Below are 13,939 nucleotides of genomic sequence, written 5' to 3'. Positions count from 1 at the left end.
CCCTAGTTTTTCCTTGGGGTCCGACGGCGGGCGGTTGACAAAGTGCCGGGCCGCCGCGATTGTGCCCTACTGCTCCGCGACGAGGTAGCCGCCCCAGCCGGTGCCGATCAGGCGCGGCACGGCCCAGCGCTTCCGGTCCGCCTGGTAGTACCAGAGCTTGCCGGCGGCGTCGCGGGCGATCAGGCCGCTGGTGCCCGCTCCCCCGAATCCGTTGGAGCTGACGATGTTGCCCATCTTGTCCCAGCCGGATCGGCCGATGATCAGCCGGAACTCGCTGATGAAGCCGCCCTCGCCGTCGCCCCGGAAGAGTTTCAGCTGGCCGGCCGGTGTCCGTGCCACGAGGTCCTTGCACCCGTCCTTGTCCCAGTCGAGGGCGGCCAGCGCGTACTGCGCCCAGCCCCTGCTGCCCAGCAGGTAGCGCGGCGAGGGGCGCGAACCGGCAGTGTTGCCGTACACGTAGAGTTTTCCGGTCCTGCGGTCCTTCGCGATGATCGACGGGTAGTCGTCCCCGCTCTTCCACCGCGCCAGGGTCAGGTCCAGCGGCCCCCACCCGCTGCTGCCGATCGTCGAGCGGGAGAAGCCGCCGGCGGGCCGTGCGGTGTAGAGGTAGAGCCGTCCGGCCTTCGACTTGGCGACGATGTCGATGTAGCCGTCGTCGTTCCAGTCCGCCGTGTGGAGCTCGTCCATCGTGGTCCACCCGGACGCGCCGATCAGCTTCCGGGTGGCGGACGACCCGCTCTTGCCGTAGTTCCAGAGCCGCCCGCGGGCGTCGTAGGCCACGAGGTCCCCGGGCCGGATCGACGGCGTGGCCCGCGGCGCCGACGGTGCCACGCCGGTGAGCGCCGCAGCCGCGTCCACCAGCCCCGCGCCGCAGCCCACGGAACATCCCGAGGCCAGCGGCCGCGCCGTCGACTTCAGGCGCTTCTCCACCGCCGCGGGCGACAGGCCTCCGCCGGCGGGCGACATCAGCAGCGCCGCTACCGCGGACACGTGAGGTGCCGCCATCGAGGTCCCCTCCAAGTACGCATAGGACTCGGCTCCCGCCGCCCTCGCCCCTCCGTTGGAGGTGGACAGAATTCCGTTCGCTTCGGCCGCGGCCATGTCCCCGCCCGGCGCTGTCACGTCTAGCAGGGATCCGTAGTTCGAATAGGCCGCCCGGCGCCCGTCGCGCCCGCTGGCCCCGACCGTGATGACGTTCCGGCAGTTGCCCGGGCTCGCATGCGCCGCGTCCACATGCTCGTTACCCGCCGCCACCACCACGGCGGTCCCGGCGCCGTAGGCATAGTTGATCGCCTCCTGCGTGGTCGGCGAGCACAGCCCCAGGTTGCCCAGCGACAGGTTGACAACCTGCGCCGGATTCGCGTTCAGCGGCGCGCCGTCCACAGCCCCGCCGGCGGCCCAGACGATCGCGTCGGCGATGTCGGACATGAAGCCGCCGCAGGCCCCGAGCACCCGCACCGGCAGGATCTTCGCGCCCGGCGCCGCGCCCGCCACGCCCTTCGCGTTGCCGGCCACCGCGGCCACCGTCCCCGCCACGTGCGTGCCGTGCCAGGACGAGCCCTCCCCGGCCTGGTTGTCGCCGCACTCGAACGCCCCGAACCAGTCGCCTTCGTCCCGCGGATCCGCGTCCCGGCCGTCGCCGTCGCGCGCCATCTGCGCATCGGACACCATGTCGTAACCCGGCAGCACACGCCCGGCCAGGTCACTGTGCGCAGTGATGCCGGTATCAACGACGGCGACCACCGCGCCTTCCCCTGTGCTCGCGTCCCACGCCGCCGGCACGCGCAGGCCGGCCCGGTCCTCCCACAGGTTCCACTGCAGGCGGTACAGCTCGTCGTTGGGCGCGGCGGCCAGCGGCCGCATCAGCCGGTCCGGTTCCACGTAGGCGACGTCGGGGTTCGCGTCCAGCGCTGACACCAGGTCTGCGGCCTGGGCGCTGCCGAGCGGCTCCTCCGCCACCACCACCCGGGCACCCGTCGCCGTCGTCCTGACCTCCTCGACCGCGACGCCGAGCGCCTTCGCCGCCCGCCCGTACGCCTTGCTCCGGCCGACCGAACTGCGCCCGGCCCGCTCCTTGAACTTCACGATAAAACGCCCCGCCGCCGGCCCGCCGCCGCCGGTTTCGAGCTGGTCCCCCGGCTGGGCCGATACCGCCGGCCGGCCCGGCTGCTCCGCCGCCCCCGCCGGCGCGGCGGCGAAACTGCCGGCCAGCAGGACTGAACAAAGAACCGCGCCGAACACGGCTCGGGAGGGGCGGAACACGGGCATGGAAATCCTTGGGAGAGGCGCGAGACTGAACGGGCGCTATACGGAAACCCATCCTTCGCGCCCCGGTCTGATCATAACGGTTAACCATGCGTGCGGCTCGGGTTTTCCACAGGCGGCTCGGCAGGGTGGCCATCCAATTAGTTGTGCACAATTGAATTGCCCGCTACTGTAGACGGATGCCGGACTCCCCGACCCTCAGCCAGCAGGTGTGCTTCGCCCTGTACTCGGCCTCCCGGGCCACCACCGGCCTCTACCGGTCGGTGCTGAAGGAGCTCAACCTGACGTATCCGCAGTACCTGGCGATGCTCGTCCTCTGGGACGGCGACGGGCTGGAGGTCCGCGAGCTGGGCCGGGAACTCCAGCTGGACAGCGGCACGCTCTCCCCGCTGCTGAAGCGGCTGGAACATCTCGGCCTCGTCGAGCGCAGCCGTCTTCCCGAGGACGAACGCCGTGTCCTGGTCCGGCTCACCCCGGCCGGCCGCGAACTCCAGGCCAAGGCCGTGGATGTTCCGGGCCGGATCGCCGCAGCCACCGGCCTGGACCAGGACGAACTGCTCGCCCTGCGCGAGACCCTGCACCGCATTTCCACCACCCTGCAGACGACCGAAAGCGAGACCCCCTCATGACTGCTCTCTACACCGCCGAGGCGCTGGCCACCGGCGACGGACGCAACGGACGCACCCGCTCCGCCAACGGCCGCCTCGACTTCAAGCTGGACGCCCCCGTCGAACTCGGCGGCAGCGGCGTCGGCACCAACCCGGAAGAGCTCTTCGCCGCCGGCTACGCGGCCTGCTTCCACTCCGCCCTGCAGCTCGTGGCCCGCCAGGCCAAGGCCGACCTCACCGACTCGGCGGTCGGCGCGCAGGTCAGCCTGGGCCGGTTGGACGGCGGCGGCTTCGGCCTCGCGGTCGTCCTGGAAGCCTCGCTCCCCAACGTGCCCGCCGAGCACGCGCAGGCCCTGCTCGAACAGGCGCACCAGGTGTGCCCGTACTCCACCGCCACCCGCGGCAACATCAACGTCGAGCTCCGACTCGCCGACGACTGATCCGCGCCCGCCGGCCCCTCGGCGCAACCCCGCCCGGTAGAATCCGAAAACCGGCAGGAAGGCACCGACGTGATCGATATGCTGCTCCGCCGCCCGGACGGACCCTCAGCCCGCCTCGCCGACGGCCTGCGCGTGCTCGGACTGCTCAGCGTCCTCGCCGCGCTCGTCGGCTGGGGCCTGGTCGAAGTCCTGCTGTTCCTGCTGGTCCTGTTGGGCCAGCTGCTCACCCGGGCCGCCGGAACGCAGCCCGTCCTCGACGGCGCCACCAGCGCCGTGCTGCTGCTGGCCTCGTGGAGCACCGTCCTCGACTGGTACACGGCCGTCCCGGCGCTGGACCTGGCGGTGCACTTCGCCGCTACCGGGGTCCTGGCCGCCCTGGCCTTCCGCCTCTGGCAGCGCTGGCTCGAGCCCGCGCCGCAGCCTCCCCCCGCCGGAGCGCGGACCATCCTGCACGTCCTGTCCCTCGGTGCCCTGCTGAGCGTCCTGTGGGAATTCGGCGAATGGTTCGGCTACTACCTGGTCAGCAGCGACATCAACGTGGGCTACGACGACACGGTGGGCGACCTCGCCGCGGGCCTGCTCGGCTCGCTCGCCGCCGGGACTTTACTCGCCAGGCGGCGTCCCGCTGCGGACATAGCCGGAGGCGCCGGCCCCCATGCCGGCGCCTCCGGCGGCTCTCCGGGCCGCCCGGGCGGCTCCTACTTCCCGCCCGCGGACGAGGGGTAGGCCGCGTCGACCTCCACCTCGACCAGCCAGCCGTCCACCGGCAGGTTTTCGATCTCCAGCGCGAACCGGGACGGACGCGCCGGATTGACCACCAGCGGCTCGGCCGGCTCCGCGGTGCCCAGCCGCACCGGCACCGGTTTCCCGGTCGCCAGGCTGGTGTTCGCGAAGTACTGCCGGTAGGCCCGGTTCCAGCCGGCGAAATCCATCTGCTCCTCGCCGTCCGGATTCTGGAGGAACACGCGCATGGTGATGACGTCGTCGTACGACAGCCCCGCGCGCTCAAGGTTCTCCCCGATGCGCGCCAGCACGTTGATCCCCTGGGCCTCGGTGATGGTCACGCCCGCCGGCAGCTCCCCGCCGGGGAAGATGTCCGTGTCGATGTAGCGTTCCTCGCTGCCGGCCGGTGCCGCCGCATTCTTCGTCGCCGGACCGAGCCCGCTGCTCTTGTAGATGGCGGTATTGGCCCCGATCGCCACGCCCTCGGCGATCATCGGGTTGTCCTGCCCCTGGGGCAGCATGGACACCGTCTCGGTGGGCTTGGGCCCGCCGAACTTCTTTGCGATTTCCGGCGCGGCCACCGCGGCGGTGGCGGAGAGGGACACAACGACGACGGCGGCGGCGGCCATCGCCGGCAGCTTGCGGCGGGTCATGGGGTTCCTTTCGGGGACGTGCGGATGGGTACGGCCGGACCGGATGCGGCGCATCATGCGGCCATCACCCGGCTGTGCAGCGCGGTCACGCTGGCGCGCGCCGAGACCATGGCGCCGTGCTGCCAGGCAATGGCGTGGCTGAGGTGGTCGCCGGCGAAGTAGATGTTGCCGTCCGGTTCCAGCAGCCTCTTGTACTTGTCGTCGGTCTGCGACGGCCAGCCCACCCAGGCGCCCTCGGAGTGCTCCACGTTCTTCCAGTCCACCGAGAAGGACGAGGCAACGTCCTGGCCGTAGACGGGGCCGTGGATCTGTGCGCCCTTTTCGAGTGCCGAGGCCAGCCGGCCGGCCGGCTTCATGGCGCCGTAGGTCCGGGCGCTGGCGCCGGTGTTGTAGTAGCCGATCATCGTTCCGCGTTCGCCGTGGAAGCCGCTGGAGGGGTACCACATGTTGCCCAGTCCGGTGCTGGTGTTGGTGATGCCGCCGTAGATCCGGTGGTCCAGTTCCCACCAGCGCCGGCTGTATTCGATGCCGATCTTGCCCGCGTCGGCCGGCTGCGCATAGGCGAGGGCCGCGACGGCCTCGGCCGACAGGTTGCCCGGGACCTTGGCGGCGATGTGCGGCGGCAGCGCGCAGATCGCGAAGTCCGCCTCGAGCACCTTGGACTGCCCGCCCGGATTCGTGTAGGCAACCTCGACGCCGGCCGGGGTGTTGCGCAGATCGAGCACCTTGGCGCCGTACTTGATCTTGTCCAGCCCGATGGCCTTCTCGAACGCGTAGGGAATCCGGTCCATGCCGCCGACCGGCTGGAACATCATCATGGCCTGGTCCCAGCCGAACTCGAAGGAGAAGTAGTTGCCCACGCCGCTGGCCAGCACGTCGCTCAGCGGGTAGGGCGGCAGCGGGGTTCCGGCTTCCAGCCCGGCGCCGGGCTCAACCTCGTATCCGCGGCGCCCCGTGCCGGTGTACTTGTAGCTGGCCGCGGCGTCACCGGCGACCTTCGGGCCGATCGCGCCGAAGCCGCCCAGGAAGGACATCAGCGCCTCCTTGTCGGCGGCAGTGAGGTAGCCGTCCAGCGAGCCCTGGTCGGTCGCCTTGGCCAGCAGCTCCGACACGTAGCCGTAGACGTCCGCCTTCGCGGCCCGGTGCCGGACCGCCGTGTTGGACAGCGCCGTGCTCCCCTCGCGGTAGAGGTAGGCGTCGGCGTTCTGGTTCACGAACGGCTCGATCGCCACCCCGAGTTCGCGGCAGTAGTCCAGCGTCACGTGGTGCTGCGGAATGCGGCCCGGCCCGGCGTTCATGTACTCGCCCTTGGTGAACTTCGCCGTCTGGGCGATGCCCTTCAGGTCCGTCTCGCTGGTTCCCCCGCGGACCGTCCAGTTCCGCCCGCCGGGCCGGTTGCGTGCCTCCAGCACGGTCACCTTGTAGCCGGCCTTGCCGAGTTCGTAGGCCGCGGTCAGGCCGGCGATGCCGCCCCCGAGCACGGCCACGGTCTTCCGGCCGCGGCCCCGAAGATCTCCCGCGTTGGGAGCCGTATACGCCGGCGTTTCCGCCGCTGCCGGAGCCAGGCCCATCGCGCTCATCGTGCCGTACATGACGCCGGCTCCCCCGGCGATGCCTACATATCTCAGAAAATCCCTGCGGGTGTTGGGCAACTTCGTCTCCTCATCAATGCCGTCCGCTGAACTGACACAGGTGAAACTATTCAGTTCTCGTTTCCGGGGGTGGCCGGGAAGATTCCGGCGGCGTTAAGCCAAAAACCGCGCACGTAAACTCCGTGTCCGCGCGGTAAACCGGCACCCGGACCCTCGACAGTCCGGCCGCTGCCGCCTAGGATGCCCCGCCGCCGTCGGGCTTTGCAGCTGCGGCCGCCCGCGCCATCACACGGAGCTGCATCACACGGAACTGCCGGCCAGCAGACCGGCAAAACAAATCGCCCTGTGACCATTGACACTTTCAATCGTTCAGATAAGCATTAGTTGTCCGATTAAACGATCTAACAGTCAGGTTCCCCAATGACCCGTACTTTGCGTCAAAGCTGCCGCACGATTGTTTCCGCCACCGCCCTCTCGGCCGTCCTCGCGGCCGCCGCGCTCCCCGCCGCGGTTGCCGCTCCCCCGGCCGCCAACGGCTCTTCCCCCGCGGCCGCCAGCCAAGCCGCCCCCTCCGTCGCCACCGGCACTCTCGCCAACGGCGCCACCTGGCGTGCCGAGGTCCCCGCCGGCTGGAACGGCAAGCTGGTCCTGTTCGCCCATGGATTCCGCGCCGGCCCCGCCAACCCGGCCTGGGACAACAGCTTCGCGCCCACCGCGAGCGAACTGGTCAAGCGCGGCTACGCCGTGGCCTCGTCGTCGTACGCCGCAACCGGCTGGGCGCTGGAAACCGCCGCGCAGGACCAGCTGGACACCCTCGCCGCCTTCGAGGAGCAGTTCGGCGAGGCGGACCGCGTCATCGCCATGGGCCGCTCCATGGGCGGACTGGTGACCAGCATGATGGCCGAGATTCCGGACGCCGGCATCGACGGCGCCGTCAGCACCTGCGGCCTGGTCGGCGGCGGCGTCGCCCTGAACAACTACCAGCTGGACGCCGCCTACGCCGCGGCCGAACTGCTGCTGCCAGGCCAGGACGTCCGACTCACCGGCTTCACCACCCCCGAGCAGTCGAACGCCACCATTGCCAGCCTCAAGGCTGCGCTGCAGCAGGCCACGGAATCGGCGGAAGGCCGGGCCCGGATCGCCCTCGTCGCGGCGCTGCTGAACACCCCCACGGAACTGCACGGCGTCGACGTCGACAATCCCGATGCCCTTGCCGCCGCCCAAGCACAGCTGGTGCTCAACACCCTGCCCACCGTGATCGAGCGGCGCCACACCATCGTCAACGCGGCCGGCGGCGACAGCGGCTGGACCGCCGGCGTGGACTACGCCAAGATCCTGCGCTCCTCCGCCCAGCGCCCGCAGGTCGAGCACATGTACCGGCTCGCCGGCCTGGACCTCCCCAAGGACCTGCGTACGCTGACCGCCAACGCCGACATCGCCCCGGACGAGGCCGGCCTCGCCTGGATGCAGCGCACCTCCACCCCCACCGGCGAGCTGCAGATCCCGCTGCTGGCCACGCACACGCTCGTCGACCTGCTCGCGCCCGTCGAATACCAGGAAGAGTATGCGGAGACCGTCCGCCGGGCCGGCGAAAACCCGCTCTTCCGCCAGGCCTTCGTGGACCGCGAGGGGCACTGCAGCTTCACCGTGGCGGAGAACGTCGCGTCGGTCCAGGCCATGGACCAGCGCCTGGACACCGGCCGCTGGGCCGACGCCGCCAAGACCTCGGTCCTGCAGCGAAGCGCCGAATCACTCGGCCTGGACGGCGCCGCCTTCGTGGATTTCCGTCCGGCGGAATTCATCAACGACCGCGTGTGGAACGGCTAAAGGAGTGGACATGACCAACACCATCCAGCGACGCGCCATGCTCGGCGCGGGCCTCGCCGCCGCTGCCGGGCTCGCCACCGCCGGCTCGGCCGCGGCCGCCGACAGCAAGGGCACCCAGCCGACGCTCACCGACAAGAAGTTCGGCGACCTGCTCGCCAGCATCCCGATGGACCAGGTCGGCACCGAGCTCGCCTTCGAGGCCGTCGTCGACATCGCGCCCAGCGAAGACCTCGGCGCCGGCCCGCTCGGCGGCCGCCGCATCGTCCCCATCACCGGCGGCCGGTTCCGCGGCCCGAGGATCAGCGGCACCATCGAGGCCGGCGGCGCGGACCGCCAGCTCATCCGCGGGGACGGCATCCGCATGCTCGAAGCCACCTACGAGCTGCGCGCCGACGACGGCACAGTCCTCAACGTGGTCAACAACGTCCTGATCGACCAGCCCACCCCGGACAACCGCTACGCCCGCTCGTTCCTGACGGTCACCGCGCCGAGCGGCCCGCACGACTGGCTGAACCGGCGCATCCTCGTGGGCACGCTGAACTCCCTGAAGCCGGCCCGGGACGCCGTCCTCGTGCGCGTCTTCGTCCTCACCTAGGTCGTCGCGGCCGGGGCAATAACGACGGCGGTGCCCGCCTTTGAGCTGCTCCCCGGGAGTCATAACTGATCATTCAGTCAACCTCCCGGGGAGCAGTTCCTCATCCGGCCACGGCACGGACAGCGGGCTCCGCCATCAGCTCCCCTCTTCCCGCTCGGCGTCATCGATAACCGCAGCCAGGCGCGCACGCTCCTTTTCGATCCACTGCTTACCGCCGTAGGCCTGGGCAAAACTTTCAGCGAAGTCGGCCGGATCATCACCGACGATCTGCCGCACAGGGATACCGTCGGCGGCGGCACGCTCCCACAAATCGGCCAGGTCACCGAACATCAAGAGGAGTGTCTCGCCGTCGGTAGCGCCGCCGTAGTACATGAGGTACCGGTGCATTGCCCGCGCCGCACGTCCGTACGGTTCGGGGAGGGAATCGATGCGGGCCATGTCCTGTTTGTATTGCTTCTTCTGCTCGAGCGACCCGGCGAGGGCCTCGATCCATTTTGCTGCCACAATTATTCCCCTTCACCCTGCGGCTGTTCCCTATGATGGTGGAGCCGTTCGATCCGTTCCGCGAGGAAGCTCCAAGCCCCCCAGAACTCTTCGAGGTATTCGCCGCCCAGCGAGTTGATCGAGTAGACCTTTCGCGGCGGCCCCTTTTCGGACGGCACCTTTTCCACATCCACGAATCCGCGCCGTTCAATCCTGATCAACAACGCGTAAACGGTGCCCTCGGCAATGTCGGAAAAGCCCTGTTCCCGCAGCCGCGCCGTGATTTCGTATCCATACGCCGGCCGCATGGCCAGAATCGCGAGAACGATGCCCTCGAGCGTGCCCTTGAGCATCTCTGTCATCTGCTTGGCCACGAGCCCCCTTCCCGCTACCTAGTAGTACTTGATACTGATACATAGTAACACTGAGTAGTGAACGGCGGTGGCCGGCTTTTCTGCCGACCACCCCCTCCACCGCCGGGGCCACCGTCGATTAGGACCATTGGGGTATCAATCCGGCCCCAAATCTTATTTGTCTGTACATGATCGCGTCGGGGACTATATGGACGGCTAGTGACTCGCACCACTATTCGAAATGCGGGTCCACTCCCTTTTTTAGCCCTCCCCGAATTGAGGAACCGTGACAACTTCCACTTTCAATGTCCAGCGTGCGCTGGACAACGCGCCGATGGGCGCCAGGCGCTGGCTGGTCATCGGCCTGTGCTTTTCCATCGCCCTTTTGGACGGGTTCGACACGCAGTCCATTGCGTTCATCGGCCCCGCCATTGCCGAGGACTTCGGGCTCCTGGCAACCGACATGACGTGGGTCATCACCGCCAGCACCATCGGCATGGCGATCGGCGCCATGAGCCTGGGCACCTTCGGCGACCGGATCGGGCGGAAGAAGACCATCTTGCTGGCGCTGCTGATCTTCGGCCTGTTCTCGCTGGCCGGCGCCTTCGCCACCTCGCTGGGGCAGATCATCGCGCTCCGCTTCCTGATCGGGCTGGGCATGGGCGGCGCCACGCCGGCCCTCCTGGCGCTGACTGCGGAGTACAGCCCGAAGAAGCGCCGCGGCACCTTCATGACCCTCGTGATCCTCGGCCTGCCCGGCGGCGCCATGATCGGCGGACTGGTGGCCGCGGCCTGGCTGCCCCTGGTGGGCTGGCGCGGAATCTTCCTCATCGGCGGCGCCCTGCCGCTCGCCCTCCTGCTCCTTTGCTTCAAGGCCCTGCCGGAATCTCCCGTCTACCTGGCGACCAGGCCCGCTCCGGCCGCGCACGCGCAGGCCCGCAAGATCCTGGCCTGGGTCACCGGCAGCCCGGTCGGCCCGGAGAGCGTCCTCGTCACCGAAGACAACAAGGAAGAGCGCAGCTCGGTATCTGCCCTTTTCTCCGCCAAGTACCGTGCCGTGACGGTCGCCGTCTGGGCCACGTACCTCTTCAACTGGATCGCCTGGTTCCTGCTGCTGCTGTGGATGCCCACCGCCCTGAAGACCCTGGGCCTCGACGGCGCCACCGCCGCCATGGGCACCGTGACCGTCAACGGCGCCTTCATCCTGTTCGCCATCCCGCTCTCGATCATCCTGCCCAAGGTCGACGCCCGGAAACTGCTCCTGGCGATGTTCGCCACGGGCATCCTGATCGCGCTCGGCCTCGGCCTCAGCGGCAGCAACTGGACCCTGGTCTTCATCCTGATTGCGCTGGCCGGGTTCGGCATCGGCGGCCAGCAGCTGGCCCTGAACTACCTCATTGCCAACGCCTACCCGACTCAGCTGCGCGCCACCGCCACCGGCTGGGGCATCGGCATCGGCCGCCTCGGCTCCATCGTCGGATCGGCCCTCGGCGGGCTGATCCTGACCGGCTTCGGCGTCTCGGGCTACTTCATGATCCTGGCGCTGCCGCTGGCCATCGCCGCCGTCGCCACGCTGCTCGTGCGGTCCCGCGCATCGCAGCCCGCCGCCGAGGCCGAACTGGCTGAAGCCAAGTGAGCGCGCCCGAACCGGCCGCCGTTCGCCGGCGCTTCCGGGACAAGGTCGTCGTGGTTACGGGCGCGGCCCAAGGCATCGGCTCCGTTGTCGCCCGGCAGGTGGCAGCCGAAGGCGGAGCGACCGTGCTGGCAGACCGCTCGGACCTGGTCTTCGATGTCGCCGCCGGAATCCGGGACGCTGGAGGGACGGCACACCCTTTCACCTGCGACCTGGAGACGTACGCCGGGGCGGCCAGCCTGATGTCCGAAGCCGTCGCCCAATTCGGCCGCATCGACGTCCTGGTCAACAATGTCGGGGGCACCATCTGGGCGAAGCCCTTCGAGCACTATGAAGAGGAGCAGATCGAAGCGGAGATCCGCCGCTCCCTGTTCCCGACGCTCTGGTGCTGCCGCGCCGCCCTGCCCCACATGGCGGAGCGGGGCAACGGCGTCATCGTCAACGTTTCGTCGATCGCCACGCGCAGCATCAATCGGGTCCCGTACGCGGCGGCCAAGGGCGGAGTGAACGCCCTGACGGCCTCGCTTGCCTTTGAGGCTGCCGGCAAGGGCATCCGGGTCGTGGCCACGGCTCCGGGCGGGACCGAAGCCCCGCCGCGGAAGATCCCGCGGAATCCGGATCAGCAAAGCGAGCAGGAAAGCGAGTGGTACCAGCAGATCGTAGACCAGACCGTCGCCAGCACGCACGTGCAGCGCTACGGCACGCTGGCGGAGCAGGCTGCACCCATCCTGTTCCTGGCCTCCGACGAGGCGTCCTACATCACCGGCTCGGTGCTGCCCGTGGGCGGCGGAGACCAGGGGTAAGGCCACCGGGCCTTTCCGGTCCCTTAATAACGACGGCGGTGGCCGGCTTTTCTGCCGGCCACCGCATTTGTTTGAGCTGCTTGTGCCTGGGCGGCCTAGGGTTCGGCGTGCTCGCGGCCGCCCCGGGTGCGGACCTTGCCGCTCTCGTGCAGCACCAGGACGGGGCAGGCGGCATGGGCCACGCAGGCCGAGCTCACCGACCCGAGGTGCATGCCGCGGAATCCGCCGTGGCCCCGCCGGCCGACCACCAGGAGTGCGGCCTCTTCGCCGGCCTGCACCAGCAGTTCGGGCGCCGGGCCGCGCAGCAGTTCCGTGGTCAGGCCCGCCGGCTGGTCGTCGCCGAAGGCGTTCTGCAGCGCGGCCTCCAGCTTCTCCTTGGCCGAGGCCTCAAAGGCTTCGAAATCCGGCGGCACGTAGCCCTCGTAAATGCGCGGGAAATGCCAGCACGCTATCGCGTGGATCCCGGTATCAAGAGCAGGGACCAGCCTCGCCGCCATCTTCAGCGCCTCCACCGAGGAGTCGGAACCGTCCACGCCTACAACGATTTTGCCGCTCGACAAAGCCATGCTGCCCTCCAAGTGTTCGCCCGCAGGGCCCCACCATGGCACGTCATCGGGCGAGGGCGTAAGGGAACAAAGCCCCGGATCAGGACACTTCGGTCAGGACCAGGCCCCGCCGCGCTGCACCAGGTTCTCCGGCTCGGAGCCGCTGCCCAATGCAGCCAGCTGCCGCTTCAGCAGCCGCACGATCCGCGGCTGGAATGCCGAAGTGTCGCCTCCGATGTGCGGCGTGATCAGGGCGTTGTCCGCCTGCCACAGGGGATGGTCTTCCGGGATCGGCTCGGGATCGAAGACGTCGATCGCGCAGCTGATCCGGCCCGAGACCACCTCCCGGGTCAGGGCGTCGGAGTCGACCACGGCGCCGCGCGCCACGTTGACCACCAGCGCCCCGTCCGGCAGGGCCGCCAGCACCTGCGCGTCGATCAGGCCGCGCGTCGCCTCCGTCAGCGGCGTGATGACGATCAGGATCTCGGCCTCCCGCGCCAGCTCGACCAGTTCGTCGCTGCCGTGCACGTGGCCGTGCTCGTCCTCCCGGGCCTTGCTGCCGACGCGCGTCAGCTCCACCTCGAACGGCAGCAGTCGCTTCGAAATCTCAGCGCCGATGCCGCCGACGCCGACCAGCAGGACCTTCCGGTCAGCCAGGGACAGCCTGCGCTCGTGGCGCCACCGGGCGTCACGCTGGTCCCGCGCCGCCGCATCGATGCCCCGCAGCGAGGCAAGCGCCAAGCCAACGGCAAGCTCCGCCGTCGACGCCGCATGCACTCCCGCCGCACTCGCAATGGCAACATCGCCGCCCACGGCCTCGGCCACGCCGTCGACCCCGGTGGTCTGTGCCTGCACCAGCTTCAGGTTGGTGGCCCGGGAGAGCGCGCCCAGGATGTCCTGCGCGTTCAGGTACGGCAGCACCACGGCGTCGATATCGGCCACATCCACGTCCACCGGATCGCCCCGGAAGTCCCACACGGTCCCTCGCAACCCGTCCGGCAGCGGCTGCACCGCCTCCAGCAGGTCCTGGTCGGGAAAGCTGATCGTCTTGATGGCAGCTGCAGAGTCGCTCACGAAACCTCCGGGTTCGTCTTCTAATACGGACATGTCTTGGCTTTCAGTCGCGGGCTACCGGCCGGGGCCGTCGTCGGCGAAGCCCAGCCCGTGCTGCTCAAGCGCGGCCTCAAGGATGCGCATCGCTTTCGGGCCGACGCCGTGCATGGCGAGCAGCTCGCCGCGCGTGCGCTCGGCGACTCCGGACAGCGTGGTGACGCCGGCTTGGAGCAGGGCGCTGTTCGCGGGCCGGCCGATCGGGGGAAGGTCGCCGATCTGCGCGGGAACATCGCGGGTAGTCATGCCGCCATGCTAACTGGGCGGGACGCTGCAATGGCGAAGCGCCGGACCGACACCGTCACATGA

Annotated in this window: 15 protein-coding genes; 7 read left to right on the top strand and 8 right to left on the bottom strand. The window is 69.4% G+C overall.

Annotated features, from left to right (window positions below; genetic code table 11):
* Nucleotides 1–66: 66 nt before the first annotated feature.
* Nucleotides 67–2,268, bottom strand: coding sequence for a S8 family peptidase (locus tag WFH44_RS01965; RefSeq protein WP_336711327.1), 2,202 nt, complete (start codon nucleotides 2,266–2,268; stop codon nucleotides 67–69).
* 176 nt (nucleotides 2,269–2,444) lie between these two features.
* On the opposite strand from WFH44_RS01965, the gene WFH44_RS01960 reads away from it, so the two are divergent.
* The 3 genes from WFH44_RS01960 (at nucleotide 2,445) to WFH44_RS01950 (ending at nucleotide 4,039) form a co-directional block, all read left to right on the top strand.
* Nucleotides 2,445–2,894 (top strand): MarR family winged helix-turn-helix transcriptional regulator, encoded by a 450-nt coding sequence (locus WFH44_RS01960; protein ID WP_336711325.1) that lies wholly within the window; start codon nucleotides 2,445–2,447, stop codon nucleotides 2,892–2,894.
* A complete protein-coding gene (locus WFH44_RS01955; RefSeq protein WP_336711323.1) occupies nucleotides 2,891–3,313 on the top strand; it encodes an organic hydroperoxide resistance protein in 423 nt (140 codons plus the stop codon). Before WFH44_RS01960 ends, WFH44_RS01955 begins: the two co-directional genes overlap by 4 nt.
* A gap of 69 nt (nucleotides 3,314–3,382) precedes the next feature.
* On the top strand, nucleotides 3,383–4,039 hold the full coding sequence (locus tag WFH44_RS01950) for a hypothetical protein (RefSeq protein WP_336711322.1): 657 nt from the start codon (nucleotides 3,383–3,385) through the stop codon (nucleotides 4,037–4,039).
* Here WFH44_RS01950 and WFH44_RS01945 read toward each other — a convergent pair.
* Together WFH44_RS01945 and WFH44_RS01940 are read right to left on the bottom strand one after the other, a co-directional pair.
* Complete coding sequence (locus tag WFH44_RS01945; RefSeq protein ID WP_336711320.1) at nucleotides 4,012–4,689, bottom strand: Rid family hydrolase; 678 nt, start codon at nucleotides 4,687–4,689, stop codon at nucleotides 4,012–4,014. The genes WFH44_RS01950 and WFH44_RS01945 overlap by 28 nt on opposite strands.
* 53 nt (nucleotides 4,690–4,742) lie before the next feature.
* Nucleotides 4,743–6,341 (bottom strand): flavin monoamine oxidase family protein, encoded by a 1,599-nt coding sequence (locus WFH44_RS01940; RefSeq protein WP_336711318.1) that lies wholly within the window; start codon nucleotides 6,339–6,341, stop codon nucleotides 4,743–4,745.
* Nucleotides 6,342–6,701: 360 nt separating this feature from the next.
* Between WFH44_RS01940 and WFH44_RS01935 the strand changes: the two genes are divergently transcribed.
* Nucleotides 6,702–8,108, top strand: coding sequence for an alpha/beta hydrolase family protein (locus tag WFH44_RS01935; protein WP_336711316.1), 1,407 nt, complete (start codon nucleotides 6,702–6,704; stop codon nucleotides 8,106–8,108).
* Nucleotides 8,109–8,118: 10 nt separating this feature from the next.
* Nucleotides 8,119–8,703, top strand: coding sequence for a DUF3237 domain-containing protein (locus tag WFH44_RS01930; protein WP_336711315.1), 585 nt, complete (start codon nucleotides 8,119–8,121; stop codon nucleotides 8,701–8,703).
* A 135-nt stretch (nucleotides 8,704–8,838) separates the two neighbouring features.
* Here WFH44_RS01930 and WFH44_RS01925 read toward each other — a convergent pair whose 3' ends face one another.
* The gene (locus WFH44_RS01925) at nucleotides 8,839–9,207 is read right to left on the bottom strand and encodes a DUF1048 domain-containing protein (protein WP_336711314.1); all 369 of its coding nucleotides are present in this window, start codon (nucleotides 9,205–9,207) and stop codon (nucleotides 8,839–8,841) included.
* 2 nt (nucleotides 9,208–9,209) lie between these two features.
* Nucleotides 9,210–9,560, bottom strand: a complete 351-nt coding sequence (locus tag WFH44_RS01920; RefSeq protein ID WP_336711313.1) for a PadR family transcriptional regulator — start codon at nucleotides 9,558–9,560, stop codon at nucleotides 9,210–9,212.
* A 265-nt stretch (nucleotides 9,561–9,825) separates the two neighbouring features.
* Here WFH44_RS01920 and WFH44_RS01915 point away from each other — a divergent pair, with 265 nt between their 5' ends.
* Both WFH44_RS01915 and WFH44_RS01910 read left to right on the top strand, forming a co-directional pair.
* The gene (locus tag WFH44_RS01915) at nucleotides 9,826–11,175 is read left to right on the top strand and encodes an MFS transporter (RefSeq protein WP_336711311.1); all 1,350 of its coding nucleotides are present in this window, start codon (nucleotides 9,826–9,828) and stop codon (nucleotides 11,173–11,175) included.
* Nucleotides 11,172–11,975, top strand: coding sequence for a 1,6-dihydroxycyclohexa-2,4-diene-1-carboxylate dehydrogenase (locus WFH44_RS01910; RefSeq protein ID WP_336711310.1), 804 nt, complete (start codon nucleotides 11,172–11,174; stop codon nucleotides 11,973–11,975). The genes WFH44_RS01915 and WFH44_RS01910 overlap by 4 nt, the downstream gene beginning before the upstream one ends.
* 95 nt (nucleotides 11,976–12,070) lie before the next feature.
* Here the strand turns inward: WFH44_RS01910 and WFH44_RS01905 are convergent, their stop codons facing one another.
* The 3 genes from WFH44_RS01905 to WFH44_RS01895 all read right to left on the bottom strand — a co-directional run bounded on the left by WFH44_RS01905 (nucleotide 12,071) and on the right by WFH44_RS01895 (nucleotide 13,876).
* Entirely contained in the window at nucleotides 12,071–12,541 is a 471-nt protein-coding gene (locus WFH44_RS01905; RefSeq protein ID WP_336711308.1) for a universal stress protein, read from the bottom strand.
* 93 nt (nucleotides 12,542–12,634) lie between these two features.
* A complete protein-coding gene (locus WFH44_RS01900) occupies nucleotides 12,635–13,594 on the bottom strand; it encodes a 2-hydroxyacid dehydrogenase (RefSeq protein WP_336711307.1) in 960 nt (319 codons plus the stop codon).
* A gap of 54 nt (nucleotides 13,595–13,648) precedes the next feature.
* Nucleotides 13,649–13,876, bottom strand: coding sequence for a hypothetical protein (locus WFH44_RS01895; RefSeq protein WP_336711306.1), 228 nt, complete (start codon nucleotides 13,874–13,876; stop codon nucleotides 13,649–13,651).
* Nucleotides 13,877–13,939 lie beyond the last annotated feature (63 nt).

It is taken from the genome of Arthrobacter sp. USHLN218, from assembly GCF_037144715.1.
Taxonomy (GTDB): domain Bacteria; phylum Actinomycetota; class Actinomycetes; order Actinomycetales; family Micrococcaceae; genus Crystallibacter.
The sequence above is the reverse complement of the archived record's forward strand: the minus strand, read 5'-3'. Positions and strand labels throughout refer to the sequence as shown.

Bases quoted from the DNA above. Each gene is read 5' to 3' on its own strand.
- WFH44_RS01965 (WP_336711327.1), bottom strand. From the start codon at position 2,268: ATGCCCGTGTTCCGCCCCTCCCGAGCCGTGTTCGGCGCGGTTCTTTGT.
- WFH44_RS01960 (WP_336711325.1), top strand. From the start codon at position 2,445: ATGCCGGACTCCCCGACCCTCAGCCAGCAGGTGTGCTTCGCCCTGTAC.
- WFH44_RS01955 (WP_336711323.1), top strand. From the start codon at position 2,891: ATGACTGCTCTCTACACCGCCGAGGCGCTGGCCACCGGCGACGGACGC.
- WFH44_RS01945 (WP_336711320.1), bottom strand. From the start codon at position 4,689: ATGACCCGCCGCAAGCTGCCGGCGATGGCCGCCGCCGCCGTCGTCGTT.
- WFH44_RS01935 (WP_336711316.1), top strand. From the start codon at position 6,702: ATGACCCGTACTTTGCGTCAAAGCTGCCGCACGATTGTTTCCGCCACC.
- WFH44_RS01930 (WP_336711315.1), top strand. From the start codon at position 8,119: ATGACCAACACCATCCAGCGACGCGCCATGCTCGGCGCGGGCCTCGCC.
- WFH44_RS01905 (WP_336711308.1), bottom strand. From the start codon at position 12,541: ATGGCTTTGTCGAGCGGCAAAATCGTTGTAGGCGTGGACGGTTCCGAC.
- WFH44_RS01895 (WP_336711306.1), bottom strand. From the start codon at position 13,876: ATGACTACCCGCGATGTTCCCGCGCAGATCGGCGACCTTCCCCCGATC.